The organism is Pararcticibacter amylolyticus (genome assembly GCF_003130405.1).
Taxonomy (GTDB): Bacteria; Bacteroidota; Bacteroidia; order Sphingobacteriales; family Sphingobacteriaceae; genus Arcticibacter; species Arcticibacter amylolyticus.
Window position 1 is genome coordinate 111,276 of record NZ_QEAS01000001.1, and the last position, 24,305, is coordinate 135,580.

Sequence of the window (24,305 nt, forward strand, 5' to 3'; positions counted from 1 at the left end):
CCGGTAAAAATGAAGGGTGGCTCTCTCTTATAGAAAAAGCCATCCATGAATTACAGGAATTACACGACAGAAGACTTCTTAACCGATCAATCTTTCCTTAATTACTGCACAGCGGGCCGTAGAGAAGATATAGATTTCTGGGAAAAATGGATTGCTGACAATCCTGATAAAAAAGAGGCTATAGAAGAAGCGCAGTTTCTGTTTCATTTATTACAGCAGGACCACCAGGACCGGCAGCAATACGGGGCCGAGTTAGCAAAGTTTAAGTCGCTGTTTAGTCACCACACCGCTAAGCGGCCCTTGAGTGAGAAAATATTCAGGTTGCCTGTCCGCATTGCGGCAGCGGCGGCATGCCTGCTGCTGCTTGCTGTATTCTGGTTCCGTTACCAGGCCGCAAAGGAGACCAGACTTGCTGCAAATAGCAGCAAGCAGGAAAGATCAAAAGAAAAGGCCGTTATTAAGAAGAAGATGGTGCTTCCCGACGGGTCCATTGTCACTCTGAATGACAGAAGCTCCTTAGTCCTTTCAAAAAACTTCAACCAGTCCGAAAGGCGTGTATATCTGAAGGGGCAGGCATTTTTCGAGGTTGCAGAAAATAAGACAAGGCCATTTATTGTAAAGTCGGGCGATATCTCCACCACCGTCCTGGGAACCTCTTTTATGATCAGGAATTATGAAAGAGAAAGCTCCAGCAGGGTAACACTTTTAACAGGAAAAGTGAAAGTCGAGCGGTTTATTGCCGGGATCAGATCACCTCATACGATCGTTCTTACACCTAACCAGGAAGTTGTGATCAGAAAAAAGCAAGACAACATACCTGAAAAACACCAGGTTGAGGTACCGGACATAGATAACTGGAAACAAAACATCCTTTCATTTAAAGACGCAGGCCTCGCTGAGATGATCGGACAGATAGAAGATTTGTACGGCGTTGAAATAAAACTCGGCAACACACCTTCTTCTGCTAAACATTTTACGGGTGAATTCCGCGACAAGAACCTTCATAGTGTACTGGAAGCCTTAAGCTTCTCTCAAAAATTCGATTATATCATTCAGAACAACGTGGTTCAAATACAATTCAAAGAAAATCAATAGCATCATAGACCCTTTAACTCACGAATCAGCATGAAAATTAAACTACTACCAATTTACGCTCATGCATCCGGCCGGATCTTCCTGCTGGGACTACTACTTCTGGCAAGCTCAGTGATGGGTTCAGAAGTTAATCAAACTATCCGGATAGGATTTACCGGAGAGAAGATCATCCCCGCATTCCGGCAAATCGAATCAGTCACGCAGATGCGGTTCTCCTACAACAGGGAAGATATTGATCAGGATAAGCGGGTAAGTATCCCTTCGAGAGAACGCACAATTACCGAGCTGCTGGATGAACTATCCGATCAGACAGCGCTCAGCTTCAAAATTGTGGATAAAGATGTGATCGCCATAAGCAGGGCTGATCCGGGGATGTCCGAAGTACCGGTTATAAACACTCCGCCCGTTGCGGTGCGCGGAAGAGTAACGGATGATGCCGGAGTAGCCCTGCCTGGTGCAACCATAAAAGTAAAAGGTACAGCGAAAGGCGTTTCAACAGACATGAATGGGATGTTTTCGGTCACAGCAGAACCAAACAGCATTTTGTTAGTTTCCTTTACCGGTTATATCAGTAAGGAAATACCTGTCTCATCCGGAACTTTCCTTACTGTTCATCTCTCCCCCGATACAAAACAGTTAGGTGAAGTGGTAGTGACTGCCCTGGGAGTAAAAAAAGAAAGAAAAGCATTGGGTTATTCTGTCACCCAGGTTGAAGGAGCTTCTTTAACCCAGGCAAGAGAAAACAACATGATCAATTCACTGGTGGGAAAAGTGGCAGGCCTTGATGTTGGCGCGACCTCAGGAGGCGCAGGTTCCGCCAGCAATGTCCTGATCCGGGGTGTTTCCAGTCTCGGCCAGACAAGCCAGCCTCTTTATGTCATTAACGGGATCCCAATGGAAAACAAGCCAGTTGGAATTAATAATAAAAACCCTAATGGAAATAGCGGCAGCCAATGGGATAATGCGCCTGACATGGGCGATGCCATCGGCAATATCAACCCGGATGACATTGAAAGCATTTCAGTTTTAAAGGGAGCCGCTGCTTCTGCATTGTACGGCTACCGTGCAAAGGCTGGAGTAATCCTGATAACAACAAAGAGCGGCAAGGGAAACGAGATTGAATACAACTCCAATTATGTCGGGGAACAGGCAATGGACAGAACAAACTGGCAGTATGTTTACGGCCAGGGGGCCAATAACAGGAAACCGGCTGATGCCAAAGAAGCCGCCACCTCCGGCGGATCCAGCTGGGGGGCTAAGCTTGACGGTTCTGACGTAGTTCAGTTCGATGGGGTATCAAGGCCCTACGCAGCACAAAGAAACAACATTGAGGACTTTTACCGCTCCGGAGGAAGCTGGACAAACACCCTCGCATTAAACAGAACATTTGACGGAGGAACAGTGCGCTTCTCCGCCAGTGCACTTGACAATAACTCTGTGGTGCCCAATTCGGGTCTCAACAGGCAGACCTTCAACCTTTCAGGAAATTTCAATCCCAGTAAACGACTGACAGTTGAGGCGAAAGCGAACTACATCCTGGAGCAGGCTCATAACAGGCCCATGCTTTCGGATGGTGCAGGAAATGCTAACTTCAATGTCACGTTTCTTCCAACGAGCATTAATGTAAACGATCTGAAACCAGGCACGACGGCTAACGGAGCAGAACTCGTCTATAATGAAGGAAATGTTTACAACACGAACCCCTGGTTTGCTGCATACAATTTTGTGAATAACACCAACAGAAACCGCTTCCTGGGATCAGCCAGCCTGAGATACACTTTTGATAACGGGCTGTTTCTCCAGGTTAGAGGGGGACAGGACTACTATACTGATGTTTACAAAAATGTGGTACCATCAGGAACTGCGTATTATGCAGCAGGTAAAATAGCTGAACAGAATACACGGTTCTCCGACATTAATACAGACGTCCTGATAGGCAAATCATTTAAAGCTGCTGAGGATCTGACGGCAACACTAAATGCCGGTGCAAGTTACAGGAAGACGGAATCGGATCAGACCACCAACAATGGTTCAGACTATGCGATACCGTTTGTGTATAACATAAGCAATGCGACAAACAAATCTGTCACCCGAGGCGTCACCAACATGGAGACTCAATCGCTCTACGGAAGCCTTGAAGTTGCCTACAGAAGTATGCTGTTTATAACAGGGACGGCGAGAACCGACTGGTTTTCAACGCTTGCTACTCCCGGTAAGGACAATAAGCTTTCTACGTTCTATCCTTCGGTCAGCGGATCTTTCGTTTTTTCAGAGGTCTGGAAACCCGGCTTCCTCAATTTCGGCAAGCTGCGCACCGGAATAGCATGGGTTGGACAAGCAACGGACCCTTATAACACGCAGCTTGCATATATCATCAGAAGCGAGGCTCTCAATGGACAGCCTCTGGGTAATATATCCAACCCGGCCATTCCAAACTCTTCCCTTAAAGCTTCAAGTGCAAGCGAATTCGAGATCGGTACCGAGCTGCGGCTCCTTAACCGGTTTACTGTCGATTTAACCTGGTACACTAAACGGTCCTGGGATGAGATTGTGAAAGTAATCTTAAGCCCTACAACAGGATATGAAGGTGCAATCCTTAATTCAGGAAAAATACAGAATAAAGGATTCGAAGCACTGGTTTCTGCTGATATTTTAAAGTCCAAAGATTTTAAATGGACTACCTCGGTAAATACCTCGTATAACGATAACAACCTGCAATCGCTTGCATCAGGAACCAGGAGCCAGCCGTTTGCTACTTCCCGCTCAGGAGTAGGATTTATTAGCCACATCCTTAATATGCCTTTGCTGCAAGTGATGGCTTACGATTACCAGTACGATGGGAACGGGCAGATAGTACGCGGCAGCAACGGAGTTCCTGAAAGAGGCCTCCTTCAACCGTTCGGCTCGGCGATCAATAACTGGGCAGCCGGATGGAACAATGAGTTTTCATACAAAAACCTCAGGTTCAGTGCACTTATCGACGGCAAATGGGGTGGAAAAATCTTCTCGGCGACAGACTATTACGGGTATATTAACGGACTTCACCAGGCTACACTTGAGAACAGGGAAGGCACGTGGGGAACGGGGACAACAGTGATCAATGCCGCGACTTATTACAGCAATTATGCCAACAATGTATCGAAAGAGTTTGTGGAGGATGCAAGTTTCATCAAATTCAGGCAGCTGACACTCGGCTATGCTTTTCCTGACCGGCTTTTCAAAAACAGGATCAAGGGATTAACCCTCAGCCTTGTCGGCCGGAATCTTTTTATACTCATGAAGAAAACAGAGAACATTGATCCCGAGTCAAGCTATAACGCTACTTTTCCGGGCCTGGAATTAGGGGGACTTCCTCCTGTCCGCAGCATGGGGCTCAACCTAAGTGTAAAACTCTAGTATAATGTCAGGATTATCAAATACCACCATCATGAAATTCAGCAATATTTATCAATATATCCTGGTCCTTTTGGCGATGTTTACGGGTGTTTCCTGTACCAAGGACTTTGAAGAAATAAATACAGACCCGATAAGCTACAGCAGCGGCAATTTTAACCCGAACTTTCTGCTTACCTCTGCTCAGCTTAACTATACAGGAAGCACCGACTTTGCTTACGACACATGGCGGGCTAATCTCATTTATTGTTCGACTATGATGCAGGGATTTTCCACTGTTATTTCTTATTGGGCGGGCGATAAATATATTCTCAATGAAGGCTATACCTCGGCTTACTGGGGAACCTCTGCAGTAGGAGCGTATACCGAACAGGTTAAACCCGTCACCGAGCTTATAGAGATAACAAAGGACAAAGCTCAGTATAAAAATCTGCACCAGGTAGCCCGTATCTGGAGAGCAATTGTGATGGAGCGTATAACTGATCTCTACGGGGACGTGCCATATACAGACGCCGGCATGGGATATCACACTAATAATTATTATCCTAAGTACGACAGCCAGCAATCCATCTATGCCGGTTTACTCAAGGAAGTGGAAGAAGCCAGTGCAGCTCTTGGGAATGACGGCGGAACGATCACAGGGGATGCCATTTATAAAGGTGATATCGGAAAATGGAAGCGTTTTGGCTATAGCCTCCTGTTAAGAATGGCCATGAGGCTAACTAAAGTTGATGAGAATACCGCCAAAACATTTGCACAGAAAGCTGTGGGCAACACGATGACGGGCAACGGAGACAACGCTTTTATCATACACGACGAATCAGGAGGCAGAGTAACCCAGAACCGGAACAGCCAGGTACTGAGAGGTGACGGAGGACAGGAACACTTTTATGTAAGATGGTCTGATACCTTTATAAACTTCCTGAAAGCGACGAATGATCCACGCCTGGGCAAAGTAGCAGTAACAAGGCTATACCCCGACGAATCGACAAAGGACAAAGACCAGAATCCAAACGCCATCTCTGCGCCATCGGCACAGAAAGGGATGCCCAATGGGAAAGATCTGAGCGGCATTGCGGCGCAGGACATCAGGCAGCATCCATCCTTTACTTCTTTTATTGATTATTCTTCTCCCAGCCCGGGAATGATCAAGAGAACAGGACCAACGTTTATCCTGACGTATGCAGAAACGGAATTCCTGCTGGCAGAAGCCGCTCAAAGATGGGCTATCGGCGGATCGGCGGCAGCACATTACCGAGAGGGTCTTAAAAATGCACTTACCTTCCTCGGCCAGTATGACGAGGCGATGGCTATCAGCGAGACAGAAGCAGATCAATTTGCAGGCAATCACCCTTATAACGCGGCAAACGGCCTGTCGATGATCAATAATCAATACTGGGCACATACCGTTACCATGCTGGATTTTTACGAGACATGGAGCAACTGGCGAAGAAGCGGATATCCCCAGCTTAATCCGGTAATATATCCGAATAACAATACGGGCGGAACTATTCCGAGAAGGTTCCCCTATCCCGCGGCGGAAGCATTAACTAATGCCGATAACTACAACGCAGCCTCATCTTCCGTCACCGGTGGAGATAAATTAACCGGGCGTGTATGGTGGGATAAATAACATGAAATTAACGGACGACGCTGTCGTCGTCCGTTAATCTTCCCTTTTCCTTATCTGTATTTTTCCTCCGCTTATCTCCGCTTTCCGTCCTCTTGTCAGGAAAACCTTCGGATAAACCTGGTGCAGATGCATCTTCGTTCAGCATTCGCACAATACGATGAAACACTATTTACTTGCAACGTTGATCCTCTTTACCGCATTCCGCGGGTTCTCACAAGCTATCATATCCGGCACTATAAAGAATCAGAAAGGCCAGCCCATTAAACAGGCCAATATCATACTCAAAAACACGTATGACGGTGCCACTTCCGACAGCACCGGGAAATTCTTGTTCAGCACAGAAGAGAAAGGAGCGTTTATCTTACTCTACTCTGCAACCGGCTACCAGGACGATAGCGTGAAATTACAACTCGACGGCAAAGCGGTAAACCTCAGCGTTCTGATGAGGAAGAAAGTGAATGAACTCGACGCCGTTACGATCACCGCCGGAACATTCGAAACCGGGGATAAAAAGCGGGGAACCATCCTGAGTTCGCTGGACGTTGCAACAACTGCCGGCTCCAATGCCGACATCATCAGTGCCCTGCAAACTCTGCCGGGAGCACAGACCTCCTTTACTGAAAGCGGGCTGTTTGTGAGAGGAGGATCAGCAGCGGAAACAAAAACGTTCTTTGATGGCATGCTGATTAAGAATCCTTTTAACACCCAAGTGCCCGATCAGGCATCGAGGGGAAGATTCTCTCCTTTCCTGTTCAAAGGCACCTCTTTTTCTGCCGGCGGCTACTCCGCATTATACGGGCAGGCCCTCTCGTCTGCTCTGCTTCTTGAAAGCAAAGACCTGCCCGAGAAAACCACTACCGGACTTTCTTTACTGTCCGTTGGTGCCGGCGTAGATCAGAACATCCGCTTTAAGAACAGCGCGCTAACTACAGGTGGATTCTATTATAATCTGAAACCTGCCTTTTCAGTGATCAAACAAGACCGGGATTGGGATAAGGAGCCGGAACAGTACGGAGCAACGCTGCAGTACAAGCTAAAGACATCGGATACCGGCATGTTCAAATGGTATAGCGATTTCAGCAGAACATCCCTTGGGCTTAATGTGACTGATACAGAAAACCCTCAGGAGACAGACTATTTCAGTAATACCAACAAAAACACGTACATCAATACCTCCTACCAGGACTACCTGGCAAAGAGCTGGAAGATCCAGGCAGGACTTGCGTTCAGCAATACCTCCGATGACGGTTTGCAAAAAGAAGACCGGTACAACCGGACGGACCGGGTTTTCCAGGGAAGACTGGTAGCAACACACTACCTTTCCTCTCTCTCAAATATCAAATTCGGAGCAGAAAGCTTTGCTTTTAAAAGAGCGGAAGAGATGAACCAGCTTTCCCGGCAGTACAAAGACCAGTTAACGGCGGCTTTTTCTGAAGCTGAAATATTCATCACACCTAACCTGGCAACAAGGGTTGGTTTAAGATCTGAATATTCTTCCTGGCTGGATGAGTATAACATCGCACCGAGGGCATCTGTGGGTTACAGGACAGGTTCGTTCAGCCAGGTCTCTCTCGCATACGGCAAATTTTATCAGAATCCTGAAGATGATTACCTCATTATGCAGCCTCTGGATTTCGAAAAAGCAGATCATTACATTCTGAACTACCAGTACAGCAACTCTGATTATACCTTCCGTGCCGAAGCTTATTATAAAGATTATTCCAGGCTTACGAGGGATTTTGACGGACAGCTCAGTAATACCGGGAACGGCTATGCAAGAGGTGCTGAGTTGTTCTGGAGGGACAGGAAAAGTATCCGGAACGCCGATTACTGGATCTCTTATTCTTTTCTTGATACCAGGCGGATCTTCGGTACTTACCCAAGCAGGGCAGTGCCTCCTTTTGCTGCCAAACATACCTTAAATGTGGTTTACAAGCAATTCTTTGAAAAGCTGAACTCGCAAATAAGCTCTACGTACACGTTCGCTACCGGCAGAACATACGTTAATCCCGCAAATCCGGTTTACCTGGGGGATAAAACGGGCAACTTCAACAATCTCAGTCTCAATGTCAGCTATCTTACTCATATACTGAAACAATTTACAGTGGTGTACCTGTCGGCGACCAACGTTCCGGGATTCAACAATGTTTACGGCTATCACTATTCACGGGACGGTCAGTTCAGACAAGCCATCCAACCGGCCGCTCAACGCGACTTTTTCATCGGATTACTGATGACCATCGGCGACAACACCTTTGTACGTTAAAAGCAATTTACATGAACCAAATAATTAAAAAGAACATGAAACTCATCCAACTCAACACCATCGTCCTGCTTCTCTTTGTATCGTTTACTTCGTTCGCACAGTCTGAAAAGTACCAGCTGGCGATGGGCAAAGGCCTGCAACTGCTTCAGTCGGCAAAAAGCCCCGATGAGTTCGCCGCAGCCGCAAATCATTTTGAGAGGATTGCCAGGGCAGAAAACACACAATGGATGCCATCGTATTATGCCTCTTACTGTAATCTCATTGCAGGCATTACAGGAAAGAAGGAAAATATGGATCCTCTTCTCGACAAAGCGCTGGATCAGATTGCGAAAGCAGACTCGCTTTCCGCCGGGAACAGCGAGATCTATACAGTCAGGGGCTACATTGAGTTTATGAAAATGTCCATCGACCCTATGAACAGGATGTCTTTCATGAAAAGCGCTGCCGCCTCCTTAGACAAAGCGATAGCTCTGAACCCCGAGAACCCCAGGCCTTACCTGGTGAAAGGACAAAACATATTTTACACCCCTGCTGCATTCGGCGGAGGCAAAGAAGCTGCAAAACCACTCCTGGAAAAAGCAGCTACAAAATTCAGTACCTTTAAACCGGATAGCAGCATGGCTCCAAACTGGGGTAAAGAAAGAAATAACGAACTGCTTGCACAGTGCAAATAATATATTTTATAAGAAATGCGTGAAAGAGGGGCTAAATACACCCATAAGGGCTGGCTCATAACCAATGTTAACAATCTGTTAGGGGGGATTGTAATTGGCGTCCTGATATCTCTTTTTATTTCTGCGCTGAGGGGGAAGCTTGTAGAGCCGAGAATGTTCTTTTCGACTATAATTTTTAGTGTAATGATCTCGCTCTGCGTGATGAACGCGATCCTGATTGCGCAGTCCCTCCTGAAGCTAAGGTATGACAGAATATCTTTCATCATCGTCTTTTATGTCGCCTGCCTGCTGGGTATGGCAGCAGGAACGGAACTGTCCTTCTTCATTCTTTCGTTCACACACGGAGTCCCGTACTATTTCTTTCATCCCCAGGACATGCTCTTCAGTGCCCTGGTTGTGATCATTATCTGCACCATCAGGTTTGTTCATCATTCGCAAAGAGCCTCCCTGCAGAACCAGATCAAACAAAAGGAGCTGGACATGATGCGCCTGACCCAGCTTAAAACGCAGGCAGAGCTCGCAACTCTCCACGCCAGGATCAACCCTCATTTCCTGTACAATGCTCTTAATTCAATAGCGAGCCTGATTCATCACGACCCCGATAAAGCGGAGTCCATGACACTCAAACTATCTAAGCTTTTCCGGTATAGTATCAACCATAACAGCGAAGATATGGTGCAGATCAGGGATGAGATGGAGACAGGAATTACGTACCTGGATATTGAGAAAATACGTTTCGGCGACAGGATAAACTTCAACCTGGATGTCGATGACGAGCTTATGAACGCCAGAATCCCCCGTTTTCTCATTCAGCCTCTCGTAGAAAACGCATTAAAACATGGGTTAAAGAATACAGCAGAAAAGGGTGAGCTCACTATCCGGATCCGGCGGCAAGGTGAGTCTGTTGAGATCGCAGTTGCCGACAACGGCACGCCTTTTCCCGATGAACTGCAAACCGGGTACGGACTGCAGAGTACTTACGACAAGCTTTCACTGTTATATGGCGATAACTACCAGGTATCTATCACCAATGAGCCGGTAAAGCAGATTAAGATCCTGATTCCTCTCCGATATGAGTAAGAAATATAAAACCGTTATTATTGATGACGAAGAGCTGGCAAGGCTCAGGTTAATCCGGCTCCTTAAAAACTACAGCGACACCGTGGAGATCATAGGTGAAGCAGTTAACGGGGAAGACGGATTAAAAAAAATTGAAGATCTCAGGCCTGACCTGATCTTCCTGGATATTGAAATGCCGGTATACAACGGGTTTGAAATGCTCTCAAGGTTAAAACATTCGCCTCGGGTGATCTTTACAACAGCCTATGACCAGTATGCGATAAAAGCTTTTGAAGAAGATTCCATTGACTACCTTCTCAAACCTGTGGAGATGGAGCGGCTGGAACTTACCATTAAGAAGCTTGAAAAGATAAGTAAGCCGGAAGAAATAAGCCTTCCCATTGAATCGCTTCTGAGGCAGCTAAACGTCAAAAAAGACCGGAAAACACTCACTGTAAAGATCGGGGACCGGATACTTTTGGTTAAACCGGAGGAGATAGCCTATATACAGGCGGAAGACAAGTACGTATTCCTTTGCTGCGTCGACGGAAAAAAGCATCTCACTGATTTTACAGTTACAAGTCTTGAAGAGAAGCTACCGGATACTTTCATCAGGATCAACCGGAGTACCCTGATCAACACAGATCAGATCTCGGAAATCCGGAAAGGTTTTAATGGTTCGCTGATCTTCGTCATGAAAGACAAAGAAAAGATGAAGCTCAGCTCAAGCCGACGGTACGGGGAAGTGTTAAGAGAACATTTTGATATTTAGCTGTCTTTCAACAATTACGTATCTTTGTACAGTTACGAAGCAGTATACAACCACAATTTGAGAAGGTTATGCAAGCAGTAAGTCAATTTTTCCGGGAAGAAAAGGATTTCCTTTTCCAAAGAGGCGAAGCTATAGGTGAAGCCAGAGGAGCAGAGAAAGAACGGATGATAGCTGAAAGAACGCAGTAAAGCTGAAGCTAAAATGCGCGAAGAGAAACGTGCCATTGCCATGAAATTCAAGAAACTGGGAATTTCGGTAGAGGATATTGCAAAAGGCACCGGTTTGTCCTCAGATGAAATAGAAGGGTTATAGTCAGAACTTCCCTTTCTGAATATCAGAGCCACCATAGAGTGGCTTTTTTTATGGAGAAAAGTATGTTAAATTCCTTCTAAAAGGTCGCTGTAAGCGACAAGCCTCTTCCATACGCAGAGTAATATGGGGTAAGGGCGACATTCCTGTTCTTTTGCAATAAGTTTTTCAAATGGGGGTACAGGGCATAAGTGGCTTTGACCGATAAAATACCAAATCCGGCGCCGGCAATAATGTTGCTAAACCAATGCGCATTGTTGTACACCCTCAGGATACCGGTTGCTGTTGCGGCTGAATAGGCAGCAATTCCATACCAGGCAGAACGGTCTCCGAATTCCTGGTTCATAATTTCAGCAGCAGCGAATGCAGTTGCAGTATGCCCGGAGGGAAATGAATTATATGACTCCTGGTTAGGCCGGAGCTGTCTCACTTTATCCTTAAAAAACCATACGGAACCTTTTGCTATCCCCAGGGAAAGGAAGCTTAGTGCCGCCTGATCCATGAGGTTATTTTTTCCTTTTATACCACTAAAGGTCAGAGCATAAGCAGCAACAAGCGGGGAATACTGCATGTAATCATCGATATCAGTCCTGAAGTTCGGATGATCATCCCTCATATCGTTATAAACATTGCGGTCAACCCTTCTCAGAACATTGTTATTTAAGGCCATAAAACCATACCCTACACAGACAGCCGGCGGGATATAACTTACTATATGTCCCATCCTGATATCTTTCTTTGCTTCATTCTCCTCTGTTGAAAACAGGTCGGGATTCTGCATACCGGTGGTAAGTGAATCGCTTGTCTGAGCTTTAGAAATAGAAGATAATAGTAATAAAACAACGAGCAGACGTTTCATATATACTTATACGTTCGTTCCGATAAAGAGTTCTGATTTACTTTGATACAACTTAAACGTTTATTTTTTTTATTGCGTACATCATCATTCCTTTTTATATTCCTTCTTTTCACTTTCACTCTGAAGCTTTTTAAACAGTTCTGTACCAATCAAGGCATCTACAAGCCCGCTGTTCCCTCCTTCTTTCCCGCTTACAAGGATTTCAGGAACCAGTTTAACCCCGTTAACAGCCAATGCTTCAGCAACCCTTACGATAGCATACTGTTCAGTACCCATTGCTTCGGTCTTCTGTTTTGTCACTTCAGCTTCTGCAAGCCCTATTGCCTTAATCTTACCTGCTTCTGCAGTACCATTTACTTCGGTTGCAGATGCATCAGCCTTGGCAATGACAATCTTTGCTTCCGCGTCTGCCTTCGCATTGATCATCCTGTTCTCGGCATCGGCCTTTGCATTAATCACCCGTGATTCTGCATCTCCCTTTGCTGCAGCAACCTTTGCCGCAGCCATTTGGGTATTGATCTCGACCTGCCGGGTGGACTTAACAATTTCCGGCTGCATATCTGCACCTGCTTTGGCGCTTTCAAACTCTTTACGCTCTACCTGAGCACTTCTTTGAATTTCATAGGTCACTCTTTCCTGCTCCGCGATTTTCCGGTCAGTGAGGGTCTTCATTAATGCCTCCGGCGGAACAATATCCCCGATAAGAGTGTCTACCCCTACTACATTATAGTCAGCCAGCACTTTACAGATATGCCCTTTGGCATCTTCCTGTCTCTGCGAGCGATTTGATAAGAATTCGATGACATCACTTCGCTGTGCTGAATTACGGAAGTAATTGGCAATAGTCGGTTCGAGTACCTGCGATACAAGGTTTCGCATATTCCCGAACCGGGCGATCACCTTCGGTGCTTCATTTCTTGGGATATGGATAATCTGAGAAACATCCAGGTTAAATGTAAAACCATCTGATGAGCGAACACTTATCGTACTGAGGTTTTTATCGAGTTCGTGAGCTTCCGTGCGGCTGTTGGCCCAGTTTAAAACAATATTTGTAGTAGGTACCACTTCAACAGCATGCGTATAAATGTTAATAGGATGCTTGCCGGGATCGAGAGGTTCATCCCAAACCCCTTTTTCATTCTTTTTAACTATGTTCCCGTGCTTAAAACTATCCCCGCTGGTATCTTTTCCTTCTGGTCCTACAAATGAGTTAACCACGCCGACATACCCAATTGGGATATGCACCATCTCCACCTGTTCAACAATAACAAACCAGGGATTGAGAAAATAAGTTCCAGCCAGAATTACATCTTCCTGCAGCCCTTTCTTTCCCCCTGCGCTGATAAAAGCCATGGGGTCCTGAAAATTCCGGTGCCCGGCGACTGATCCACCCGCGATTTCTCCTTTGTCGAGAGGTTCCCCATCCAGGGTAGTAACAATACCTACTTTATTTTCATGAATCTGTGTAATATCTACCATCACAATATCAAACAGGAATGTATTAATACGGTAGCTGCCAGGGGTAAGAAATGCTGCTTGCGGGCCTTTCTGCCCCTTATTGTCAAGAAAAGCCTGTGCATCCTGGAACTTGTCACACTCAACCGGGCGCCCTAAGACGCGTCCTGTGTCAAGAGAGGCTCCGTCCTTCGCCTTTACCAGTCCGAGTTTCCCCTGCTCTATTATGGTAAAAGGAGCCATTGTAATGCCGAATTGCCAGGGCCACATTCCCCAGTATAAACCGGGCGCGAGAGGCTGAGCCTGCATACCAGCCTCTCCTTTGGTCGCGATAATACGCCCATCCGGCAGCCTTTTATCGCTGCCATAGAGCGCAAACTTCTTTACCACCAAACCTATGCGGTCATCGGGAACTATTACCATCCCGAAGAAAACCCGCAGAACTAATTTGTAAAGTACCAGCGCTGCGATAAGAGGCAGCACCCAAATCAATTGAAAAAATAAACCGGTCATTGTTTGAAGATTTAAGCAAACACCCTTTAGGTACGGGCTTTGGATCATATCTGCAGCATTTCATCACCTAAGCTGCGGCAGATTAAAATTACATATATCTTTTAAGTATTGATAATAATTGAAAAATTTCTTTCTCGTCCTGCAAGGCTCTGCTGCCATCGCAGCTCCGGCAATTAATCTCAGTTTACTCCCGGCTTTTTCAAAATGAAAAAAAAGCTTTCCATTTTGAAAAAAAACCGAAACCTCAGCGCAATAAGAAAACGAAATAAACAGATTATTATCAACCACTTATCTAACACTAAATCAAACTGGCACCCCCATTGTCAACAGCTCTCTAAAAATGAAAAAACTATGATATTCTTACTTCTTCCGGCTCTGCTTGCATGCATGTGGCTTTTTTTTAAAACTGTTGACTGGTTCGAAAAAATCTAAAGTAATGACAGCACTATTTATTATCGCAATCGCAGTATTTATCTATATGGTCTATGTACTGCTCAGACCTGAAAAATTCTAAAAAATCATCATGAACACAGAACTACTTGGTATCGCCGCAACATTCCTGATCACACTGGTCATTGCGATACCTTTGGGAAAATACCTCGCGAAGGTATTTGCAGGAGAGAAAGTCTGGACAGACTTTCTCAGCCCGTTTGAAAATGGGATCTACAAGCTCTCGGGGATCAATCCACGTGAGCAGATGAACTGGAAGCAACACATGAAAGCGATGCTCACGATTAATTCGGTGTGGCTGATCTATGGCTTCTTTGTGCTACTGTACCAGGATAAGCTTCCTTTGAACCCCGACGGCAATCCGGGCATGAGTGCCGATCTGTCGTTTAATACGATCATCAGCTTCGTCGTCAACTGCAACCTGCAGCACTATTCAGGAGAAACCGGGGTCAGCTACCTCACCCAGCATTTCGTCCTGATGTTCCTTCATTTCACCAGTGCAGCCACGGGTATTGCATCAGCCATTGTGGTGTTCAAAGCATTCAGGGACAAGACTGTTACTTCTCTCGGAAATTTCTGGGAATTCTTTGTACGCTCCATTACGCGCCTCTTGCTTCCTCTTTCAATAATCATCGCACTGATCCTTGCTTTTAGCGGGACGCCGGCTTCTTATAAAGGCAAAGACCAATATGTCTCTTTACAGGGAGATACCGTTAACGTATCCAGGGGACCAGCTGCACAGATGATCGCCATAAAACATCTCGGAACAAACGGAGGAGGATGGTTTGGTGCAAATTCCGCGCATCCTCTTGAAAATCCCTCTTATCTGACAAACATGGTCGAAATGATCGCACAGGTGATCATACCCGTTGCAATGGTGATCGCCTTTGGTTACTTCATTCGCCGGAAAAAACTTGGCTGGATCATCTTCGGGGTCATGACCGCAGGCCTGTTTTTGTTACTGATCCCAACTATCAGCAGTGAACTTTCGGGGAACCCGTCTATTGCGAAGATGGGCATCAGTCAGTCAACTGGCGCAATGGAAGGTAAGGAGGTGCGTTTCGGGCCAGCTGCTTCGGCTTACTGGAGTACAGTAACGACTATCATTTCCACCGGATCTGTAAACAGCATGCACGATAGCACCATGCCCCTTACCGGGTTATGGCAGATGCTTGCAATGATGATCAACTCTTTCTACGGCGGTTGCGGAGTTGGCGTCCTCAATTATCTGATCTACCTCATCATCGCTGTTTTCATTTCCGGATTAATGGTAGGCCGTACGCCGGAGTTCCTCGGGCATAAAGTAGAAGCCAGGGAAGTCAAAATTGCGGCGTTAATCACCCTGCTGAGCCCGCTGCTGATCATGGCAGGCACGGCACTCGCCTGCTTTGTTTATACAGACTATGGCCATGCTGACTGGGCTGTTAAACCGGCCAGCTGGCTCAATAATCCCGGGTTTCACGGATTCTCGGAAATGCTGTACGAAATGACCTCTTCCAACGCCAATAATGGCTCCGGCTTCGAAGGACTGGGAGATAATAACATTTTCTGGAACGTTTCGACAGGCTTTGTACTGATCCTCGGTCGTTTCCTGCCGATCATCGGGCCAGTAGCTATCGCCGGGCTCCTTGGCCAGAAAAAGTACATACCGGAGTCGGCAGGTACACTCCGCACTGATACCATAACCTTCGGAATAATGACCCTCGCGGTGATCCTTGTTCTGAATGCTCTATCTTATTTCCCTGCCCTGGCATTAGGCCCGCTGGCAGAATATTTTTCAATGCTTAAATAAAAATGAAACAACAATCCAACAGGTTATTTGAGCCGGCACTCGTGAGTGCCGCACTGAAGCAATCATTCATAAAATTAGATCCGAGGCTCATGGTCAGAAACCCGGTGATGTTCACCGTGGAGATCGGCACAGCCGTCATGCTATATATCAGCGTCTATTCTTTCGGCAACAGCGGACAAGGTTCTTTTGGCTACAACCTCACCATATTCCTGATTCTCCTGCTGACAGTACTGTTTGCCAATTTTGCTGAAGCGATAGCCGAAGCTAGAGGAAAGGCACAGGCTGACAGCCTCCGCAAAACGAGGGAAGATACCCCTGCGAAAGTCATAAAGGCCGATGGTTCCGTAGAAACCCGTTCTTCCGCTACACTACGTAAAGGAGAAGTATTTTTCTGTGAGGCAGGAGATATCATCCCCACAGACGGCGAGATTATCGAAGGCATTGCCACGATCGACGAATCGGCCATAACAGGAGAATCAGCCCCGGTGATCAGGGAATCGGGAGGAGATAAATCATCAGTAACGGGTGGAACAAAAGTTCTGTCCGACAGGATCAAAGTTGAAGTAAGCTCCCAGCCGGGAGAAAGCTTTCTTGATAAAATGATCGCTCTGGTTGAAGGAGCCTCCAGGCAAAAAACGCCTAACGAAATTGCATTGACGATCCTTCTTGCCAGTTTTACGCTGATCTTTATCATCGTCTGCGTTACATTGAAACCGTTCGGCGATTATGCCAATACTCCTATTACGGTAGCTGCACTGATCTCCCTGTTTGTATGTCTCATTCCAACCACTATCGGCGGACTTCTTTCTGCAATAGGAATCGCTGGAATGGACCGGGCGCTCAGGGCAAACGTCATCACAAAATCGGGCAAAGCAGTAGAAACTGCCGGTGATATCGATACCCTCCTGCTCGACAAAACGGGCACCATTACCATCGGAAACCGCAAGGCTACACACTTTTATTCTTTACCCGGCGTAACTGAAGAGCATTTTGTTAAAAGCAGCCTCCTGGCTTCATTGTCCGATGAAACCCCCGAAGGGAAATCGATCGTCGAACTGGCCCGGCAGACTCTTCGTCCGGGTGCGTTCAATTTGCCGGAAAGCTCTTCCATGACGTTTGTAAAGTTTACTGCGGAAACCCGTTCCAGCGGCGTGGACCTCAGTGATGGCACCCGGATAAGAAAAGGAGCAGCCGATGCGATCCGGAATATTGCATTAAACTCCGGGAATGAGTTCAGTGAAGATATAGCGAAGGAAGTGACCAGGATCTCATCGAACGGGGGAACTCCGCTGGTGGTTTCGGAAAACGGGAAGCCGCTGGGAGTCATTGAGCTCCAAGACATTATCAAGCCGGGAATCCAGGAACGTTTTGAAAGGCTTCGCCGGATGGGCGTTAAAACGGTGATGGTAACCGGCGACAACCCTCTCACAGCAAAATACATCGCCGAAAAGGCGGGTGTCGACGACTTTATTGCCGAGGCAAAGCCTGAAGATAAAATGAACTATATCAAACACGAACAGGCCCAGGGAAAACTGGTGGCGATGATGGGAGACGGAACAAATGATGCTCCGGCCCTCGCCCAGGCCGATGTCGGGGTAGCGATGAACAGCGGTACACAAGCCGCCAAAGAGGCGGGAAACATGGTAGACCTGGACAATGACCCTACGAAACTTATTGAAATTGTTGAGATCGGCAAGCAACTGCTGATTACACGGGGCACGCTGACAACCTTCTCCATTGCCAATGACGTCGCCAAGTATTTTGCAATTGTTCCGGCACTGTTCATCGCTTCCATCCCGGCGCTTCAGGGACTGAACATCATGGCACTCCACAGTCCCGAGAGCGCTATTCTTTCAGCCGTGATCTTCAATGCTATTATTATACCGATCCTGATCCCGCTGGCGCTGAAGGGCGTGGCTTACAAACCCCTGGGTGCATCCGCCCTCCTTCGCCGGAACCTCCTGCTTTATGGCATCGGAGGGGTAATTGTCCCTTTTATCGGGATCAAGATGATTGACTATCTCGTTGCACTTTTTATTTGATTCATAAAATGAAAAAGTATTTTTTTCAGTCGCTAAGACTCACTCTGATCATGCTGGTATTACTCTGCGTGATCTATCCCCTCGTTGTCGCTTTCATAGCCCGCTTTTCGGAAGGCAAAGGTGACGGTGCCGCAATCCTTGAAAACGGAAAGAAGATCGGGTATGCTAACATCGGACAGTCGTTTACCAGGCCGGAATATTTCTGGGGAAGGCCCTCGTCAGTTGGATATAACGCTGCAGGATCAGCAGGGTCCAATAAAGGCCCGTCTAATGCAGACTACCTGAAGGAGGTAAACAACCGGATCGACAGCTTGCTGAAATATAATCCCGGGTTGAAGAAGAATGAAATCCCTGCTGATATGGTGACAGCCTCCGGCAGCGGTCTTGATCCCGACATATCGGTAGCAGGGGCGAGAATTCAGATCTCCAGGGTAGCAAAAGCCCGCGGCATCAGTGCCGAACAACTTGAAGAACTCGTAGATCAGGCAACAACACCTCCCTTCCTCAACCTGTTCGGCCCCTCAAGAGTAAACGTTCTTAAGTTAAATCGTTCCCTTGACAACCTTTCAAGGTAATTTCTGCTACAAGCAAATCATTCAAATGAAAAAAGCTCTTATATTTTGCGCTGCTTTAGGAGCAGCCTGTACCTCTTATTCCCAGGAAAACCCGTTGAAAATCTCGGGTTACCTGGAGACCTACTACGGCTACGACTTTAATAAACCGTCGGATAATAACCGTCCCGGATTTGTATATTCGCATAACAGGCATAACGAAGTGAACCTCAATCTGGGTTTTGTAAAAGCGGCGTTCGATAATGGAAATATGCGGGCGAACCTTGCCCTGATGGCAGGTACCTACAGCAACGCAAATCTTGCAGCAGAACCAGGAGTGTTTAAGAATATCTTTGAAGCGAATGCGGGGATAAAACTTTCCGGGAATGCAAACTTCTGGCTTGATGCGGGGATCTTTTCATCGCATATCGGTTTTGAAAGCGCCGTTTCGAAAGACTGCTGGGTGTTAACCAGGAATATATCCTCAGAAAATACCCCTTATTATGAATCAGGGGCGAAGCTCTCCTATAGCACAAATAACGGACAGTTTTCTGCTGCTGTTTTGTTCCTTAACGGATGGCAGCGGATGAACAGGCAGGATGGGAACAGCCAGGCTGCGGGAGGACTGCAACTCACCTGGAAACCCTCCTCAAGTCTCACTTTTAACTACAGCAATTATCTTGGTTCAGAAGGTGCCGACTCCGTCAGGGTAAAGAGGTTCTACCATAACTTCTATGGCATTGTACAAATGACGGAGGATCTGGGATTAACAGCTGGCCTGGATTACGGAATGCAGCAAAGCACGAAGGGAAGCAGCCACTATCAGCATGTGGTCTCACCGGTGGCTATTGTCAGGTACCGGATGGCAGAAAAGTGGGCCGTGGCCGGCAGATTTGAATACTACCGGGACAAGGATGGTGCGATCATTTCTACAGGAACACCCTCAGGCTTTGATACAAAAGGCTATTCATTGAACGTAGATTACGCGCCATTTCCAAACGCCCTTTTCAGAATGGAAGGCAAGGTATATGACAGTAAAGACAAGTTATTTATAAGAGACGGTAATCCTGTGAACTACAATGCTGCCATAACAGGAAGTATCGCAGTAGCATTTTAGAATCTGATGGATCAAAGCAGGGACGATTCGGTACGGCAATTCCTTGAGCTTGTTAAAAGATCAAGGCGGGGAAAATTTAAGATCTACATTGGCATGAGCGCCGGCGTCGGTAAAACATACCGGATGCTACAGGAGGCTCATGCCCTGCTGCGTAACGGCATCGATGTCAGGATCGGTTACATTGAGACCCACGGAAGAGCCGAAACTCATGCTCTCCTGGAAGGCCTTCCCCTGATCCCGCGGCGGGCCATCTTTTACAAAGGCAAAGAACTGGAAGAAATGGACCTTTCGTCTATTCTCAGCAGGCACCCGGAAGTGGTGATTGTCGATGAACTCGCTCATACGAATGTCGAAGGGAGTAAAAATGCGAAGAGATGGCAGGACGTAACCGATATACTGGAAGCCGGGATCAATGTGATCTCTGCACTTAATATCCAACATATCGAAAGCCTGAACGGGGAAGCGGAGGAAATAACCGGCGTTAAGATCTCTGAGCGGGTTCCCGACCGCGTGCTGGAAATGGCAGACGAGATCGTGAATATTGATCTCACTGCCGATGAGCTGATCGGGCGCCTCCGGGAAGGTAAAATTTATGACAGCAGCAAAATCAGGCAGGCTCTCAGCAACTTTTTTCAATCAGACAAGATCCTTCAGCTCCGCGAGCTGGCATTGAGGGAAGTTGCTCATCACCTTGAGAAAAAAATTGATACAGAGATCCCAAAGCAGATAAAACTAAGGCCAGAACGCTTCATGGCTTGCATATCATCCAACCAGGAGATTGCCAGGACCGTTATCCGCAAAACAGCAAGGCTTGCTTCTTATTACCGCTCACCGTGGATCGTTCTTTATGTCCAGGCAGACAGCGAAAGCGGGCAGCGGATCCGGCTGGACAAGCAGCGGCATCTGATCAATAATTTCAAGCTGGCTACAGAACTGGGCGCTGAAGTAGTGAAGATCAAAAGCAATGAGATCACCCGCACCATTATGACGGAGGCAGAAAAACGCGAGGTAACCACCATTTGTATCGGAAGGCCGCATCTTAACCTGCTCCAGGTAATACTGCGGACAGCTATCTTTAGCCAGCTTTTAAGAAAGATCGCTGTTACGGACACCGATTTAATTATATTATCATAAAAGACAATGAAAATAAAAACCAAGCTGAGACTGGGATTTGGCTTTCTGTTTGTCATTATCATGGCATTCGGTGCGATGGGCATTTACTATATCAACCGGATATCTGAAAGCTCGAAAGTGATCCTGAAAGATAACTACGAAACACTCCGGTATACCCGTGCAATGGAGGAGATCCTGAATGAGCACAACGTTCCTCTTAAGGGCGGAGCATTAAAAACATTTAACAGCAACTTCCTTTCTGAGTCCCGCAATGTCACCGAAGAAGGAGAAAGCGAAGAAGTGCTGGCACTTAAGGAGCAGGTTAAGATCCTTAACAGCAGCACAACCTCTGCCACCGGACGGGACGCTGCTCTGCGGCGGGTAAGAAAACATCTTCTGAATATTGAAGACCTTAACATGCAGGCTATAGTGAGGAAGAACAATGCCGCACAGGAGTCGGTTAATAAAGCCGCTGCTTACCTGGGGTTAATAGGCTCGTTCACGTTCCTGATACTATTTACCTTTGTTGTCAATTTTCCCGGCTATGTTGCAAATCCGATCAGGGAGCTCTCTGAAGGCATCAGGCAGATCAGCCGCAGGAACTACAAACAAAGGCTGCATTTCAAAACAAATGATGAGTTCGCCGAACTTGCTGCTTCATTCAACGAAATGGCCTCGCGTCTTGATGAGTGGGAAAACAGCAGCCTGGCAACGATCAGGTCTGAAAAACTACGTATAGAGGCAATCATAGAAAACATGCACGACCCGATCATAGGCCTGAACGAGAAAGCAGAAGTGCTTTTCATTAATAAAGCGGCGGAAAACATCCTGAACCTCGATCAGCAAAAAACAACAGGTCAGGTAGCTACGGAAATAGCCGCCGGGAATGACCTGCTAAGGACCATCCTCGATAAAAACGCGAACGACAGGTTACTTAAGATCTTTGCCAACGGAAAAGAATCATTCTTCAGCATGGAAAGCCGCGAGATAGAGGTACCGGCCTACCCGGCGGGAGATACGGAAAGAGCATTCCAGGTAACTTCTGTCCCGGCGGGAACTGTGTATATTTTACGGAATATCACAGAATTTAAGGAGCGGGATGAAGCTAAGACCAACTTCATAGCAACTATATCACATGAGCTTAAAACACCCATCTCATCCATCAAGATGAGCCTGAAGCTCCTTAAAGACCAGCGTGTGGGAAATTTAAACGGGGAGCAGGATGAGCTGATCTCGCATATTAAAGATGATACTGACCGGTTACTAAAGATCACCACCGAGCTTCTTGACCTCTCGCAAGTTGAAACAGGGAACATCCAACTGAACCTCAAGCGTACACATCCCCTTGAAATCGTGAACTATGCCATAGAGGCAATGCGCTTTCAGTCCGAACAGAAAGGCGTGCAGCTTGAGCTCATCAGCAGGCACCACCTTCCGGATATCAATATAGACACTGAAAAAACTGCGTGGGTACTCATCAACTTCCTTTCGAATGCACTCCGTTACAGCAGCGAAAAGTCAAAGATCATTATCCAGTTGAACCAGGTGAACGGTGAGATTGAGTTTTCGGTAAAAGATTTCGGAAAGGGAATTGAAGATCAATACATTCAGCGACTCTTCGACCGTTATTTCCAGATTCCTGCAGATGGGCAAAATAAGTCGGGATCGGGCCTGGGGCTGGCAATCTCTAAAGAGTTCATAGAGGCCCAAAACGGCAGGATATGGGTAGAAAGCGCATTGGGAGAGGGCAGTAAATTCAGTTTTGCTATTCCTGCAGCCGGCTGACACTACTTCGCTGCAGGGATCTTATATTCTTCCATCTTCCGGTATAAGGTGGTGAGCCCTATCCCAAGAAGCCTGGCAGTCTCCGTTTTATTCCCACCGGTATGGCTCAGTACCTTCATAATATGCTGCTTTTCCATGGTTTGCATATCAAAAACAGGCCCGTCGGGCAATGAGGCATTAAAACCTGCAGGAAGGAGATCTGCCGTAGCTACCGGCTCATCTGCAAGAATCGCGACACGTTCCATCACATTTTTCAGTTCGCGTATATTTCCTTTCCAGGGATGTGTGTTCAATGCCCGGATAAATCCGGAGTCCATCGAAAAGGGCGGCTTATTCATCTTCTCAGCAAAATCATCCAGGTAATATCCTGCGAGTATTCCGATATCTTCCCTCCTTTCCGAAAGAGATGGCAGGGCTATTGTAAAGACCGACAGCCTGTAAAAAAGGTCTTCTCTGAAATTCCCTTTCTCAGCCTCTCTCTGCAGGTCGAGGTTAGTCGCCGCAATAATTCTCACATCAACCGTAGTTGGCTTTGTGTCTCCTACTTTGATGAAGCTTTGACTTTCCAGTACACGAAGCAGCCTCGCCTGCAGGGATAGATTCATCTCTCCTATTTCATCCAGAAAGATTGTTCCGTTATTTGCTTCTTCAAGGAGCCCCTTCTTATCTTTCAGCGCCCCTGTGAAAGCGCCTGCTTTATATCCAAAAAGTTCACTTTCGAGCAATTCGCTGCTAAAGCCGCTGCAATTTACAGCAATAAAGGCTTTTTCTGCCCGGGGACTTCCATAATGAATGGCATTGGCAAACACTTCCTTACCCGTTCCCGTTTCGCCCTGCAGCAAAACTGTCGTATTAGTTTTAGACACCCTTAATGACAGTTCAACCGCCTTTTTTATAGCAGCCGACCGGCCGATTACCTGATCGAATCCATATTTCCTTTTGGTTTTGTCGCGGGGGAAGGCTTTATTGCCTCCCAGGCGTACCTTCTCCATTGCCTTAGCCACAAGCGGGATGATCTTATCATTATCATCTCCCTTGGTGATATAGTCGAAGGCCCCCCTTTTGATAGCAGAAACGCCGTCTTCGATGCTGCCAAACGCCGTGAGGTTTATCACTTCAACAAATGGCTTGCTTTGCTTTATTAAGCGGACAAGTTCTATCCCGTTGATGTCGGGCAGTTTCACATCACTGAGAACAACGTCGACGTCCTCCTGGTTGAGTATCCTCAGACCGTCTTTTGCTGTATACGCCTGTAAAAGACGGTAGCCTTCCAGCTCAAGGATCCGGGAAAGAAGTCCGGCCAGTTTCTTTTCGTCATCTATCACCAGTATCGTGCCTTCCATAAACAATATTATTTTGTAAATTAACGAATTAAAAAGATCAGGGTGCAAATTAAAGAAAGCTGTATCTTTTTTTCCCGGCCAACG

General features: G+C 46.7%; 17 protein-coding genes. 14 read left to right on the top strand and 3 right to left on the bottom strand.

The features are described from left to right. Nucleotides 1-468: 468 nt before the first annotated feature. The 7 genes from DDR33_RS26920 to DDR33_RS00585 all read left to right on the top strand — a co-directional run bounded on the left by DDR33_RS26920 (nucleotide 469) and on the right by DDR33_RS00585 (nucleotide 10,892). Nucleotides 469-1,095 carry a FecR family protein gene (locus tag DDR33_RS26920; RefSeq protein WP_394341096.1) on the top strand — a complete coding sequence of 209 codons (627 nt, stop codon included), beginning with the start codon at nucleotides 469-471 and terminating at the stop codon, nucleotides 1,093-1,095. Nucleotides 1,096-1,125: 30 nt separating this feature from the next. Beyond that, nucleotides 1,126-4,491 carry a SusC/RagA family TonB-linked outer membrane protein gene (locus DDR33_RS00560; protein WP_238387606.1) on the top strand — a complete coding sequence of 1,122 codons (3,366 nt, stop codon included), beginning with the start codon at nucleotides 1,126-1,128 and terminating at the stop codon, nucleotides 4,489-4,491. 4 nt (nucleotides 4,492-4,495) lie between these two features. Continuing rightward, nucleotides 4,496-6,121 (top strand): SusD/RagB family nutrient-binding outer membrane lipoprotein, encoded by a 1,626-nt coding sequence (locus DDR33_RS00565; protein ID WP_238387607.1) that lies wholly within the window; start codon nucleotides 4,496-4,498, stop codon nucleotides 6,119-6,121. 157 nt (nucleotides 6,122-6,278) lie between these two features. Next, nucleotides 6,279-8,387 (top strand): TonB-dependent receptor, encoded by a 2,109-nt coding sequence (locus DDR33_RS00570; RefSeq protein WP_109413815.1) that lies wholly within the window; start codon nucleotides 6,279-6,281, stop codon nucleotides 8,385-8,387. A gap of 11 nt (nucleotides 8,388-8,398) precedes the next feature. Continuing rightward, on the top strand, nucleotides 8,399-9,061 hold the full coding sequence (locus tag DDR33_RS00575) for a hypothetical protein (RefSeq protein WP_109413816.1): 663 nt from the start codon (nucleotides 8,399-8,401) through the stop codon (nucleotides 9,059-9,061). 15 nt (nucleotides 9,062-9,076) lie between these two features. After that, nucleotides 9,077-10,141: a sensor histidine kinase gene (locus DDR33_RS00580; protein ID WP_109413817.1), complete on the top strand. Its 1,065-nt coding sequence runs from the start codon at nucleotides 9,077-9,079 to the stop codon at nucleotides 10,139-10,141. After that, a complete protein-coding gene (locus tag DDR33_RS00585) occupies nucleotides 10,134-10,892 on the top strand; it encodes a LytR/AlgR family response regulator transcription factor (RefSeq protein ID WP_109413818.1) in 759 nt (252 codons plus the stop codon). Before DDR33_RS00580 ends, DDR33_RS00585 begins: the two co-directional genes overlap by 8 nt. Before the next feature lie 388 nt (nucleotides 10,893-11,280). On the opposite strand, the gene DDR33_RS00595 is transcribed toward DDR33_RS00585, so the two are convergent. Then, nucleotides 11,281-12,060: a phosphatase PAP2 family protein gene (locus DDR33_RS00595; RefSeq protein ID WP_109413820.1), complete on the bottom strand. Its 780-nt coding sequence runs from the start codon at nucleotides 12,058-12,060 to the stop codon at nucleotides 11,281-11,283. An 84-nt stretch (nucleotides 12,061-12,144) separates the two neighbouring features. Then, on the bottom strand, nucleotides 12,145-14,028 hold the full coding sequence (locus DDR33_RS00600) for an SPFH domain-containing protein (RefSeq protein ID WP_109413821.1): 1,884 nt from the start codon (nucleotides 14,026-14,028) through the stop codon (nucleotides 12,145-12,147). Between the two features lie 436 nt (nucleotides 14,029-14,464). Here DDR33_RS00600 and kdpF point away from each other — a divergent pair, with 436 nt between their 5' ends. Genes kdpF through DDR33_RS00640 form a run of 7 tightly spaced genes read left to right on the top strand, consistent with a single transcriptional unit; the run spans nucleotide 14,465 to nucleotide 22,878 of the window. After that, nucleotides 14,465-14,542, top strand: a complete 78-nt coding sequence (gene kdpF, locus DDR33_RS00610) for a K(+)-transporting ATPase subunit F (RefSeq protein WP_109414165.1) — start codon at nucleotides 14,465-14,467, stop codon at nucleotides 14,540-14,542. Between the two features lie 9 nt (nucleotides 14,543-14,551). Then, a complete protein-coding gene (kdpA, locus tag DDR33_RS00615) occupies nucleotides 14,552-16,270 on the top strand; it encodes a potassium-transporting ATPase subunit KdpA (protein WP_109413823.1) in 1,719 nt (572 codons plus the stop codon). A 2-nt stretch (nucleotides 16,271-16,272) separates the two neighbouring features. Continuing rightward, entirely contained in the window at nucleotides 16,273-18,312 is a 2,040-nt protein-coding gene (gene kdpB / locus DDR33_RS00620; protein WP_109413824.1) for a potassium-transporting ATPase subunit KdpB, read from the top strand. Between the two features lie 8 nt (nucleotides 18,313-18,320). Next, a complete protein-coding gene (locus tag DDR33_RS00625) occupies nucleotides 18,321-18,887 on the top strand; it encodes a K(+)-transporting ATPase subunit C (RefSeq protein ID WP_109413825.1) in 567 nt (188 codons plus the stop codon). 25 nt (nucleotides 18,888-18,912) lie between these two features. Next, on the top strand, nucleotides 18,913-19,980 hold the full coding sequence (locus DDR33_RS00630; protein ID WP_109413826.1) for a porin: 1,068 nt from the start codon (nucleotides 18,913-18,915) through the stop codon (nucleotides 19,978-19,980). Nucleotides 19,981-19,986: 6 nt separating this feature from the next. Next, nucleotides 19,987-21,114: a sensor protein KdpD gene (locus tag DDR33_RS00635; RefSeq protein ID WP_109413827.1), complete on the top strand. Its 1,128-nt coding sequence runs from the start codon at nucleotides 19,987-19,989 to the stop codon at nucleotides 21,112-21,114. Between the two features lie 6 nt (nucleotides 21,115-21,120). Next, nucleotides 21,121-22,878, top strand: a complete 1,758-nt coding sequence (locus tag DDR33_RS00640) for a HAMP domain-containing sensor histidine kinase (protein WP_109413828.1) — start codon at nucleotides 21,121-21,123, stop codon at nucleotides 22,876-22,878. Between the two features lie 2 nt (nucleotides 22,879-22,880). On the opposite strand, the gene DDR33_RS00645 is transcribed toward DDR33_RS00640, so the two are convergent. Beyond that, nucleotides 22,881-24,221 (bottom strand): sigma-54-dependent transcriptional regulator, encoded by a 1,341-nt coding sequence (locus tag DDR33_RS00645; RefSeq protein ID WP_109413829.1) that lies wholly within the window; start codon nucleotides 24,219-24,221, stop codon nucleotides 22,881-22,883. Nucleotides 24,222-24,305 lie beyond the last annotated feature (84 nt).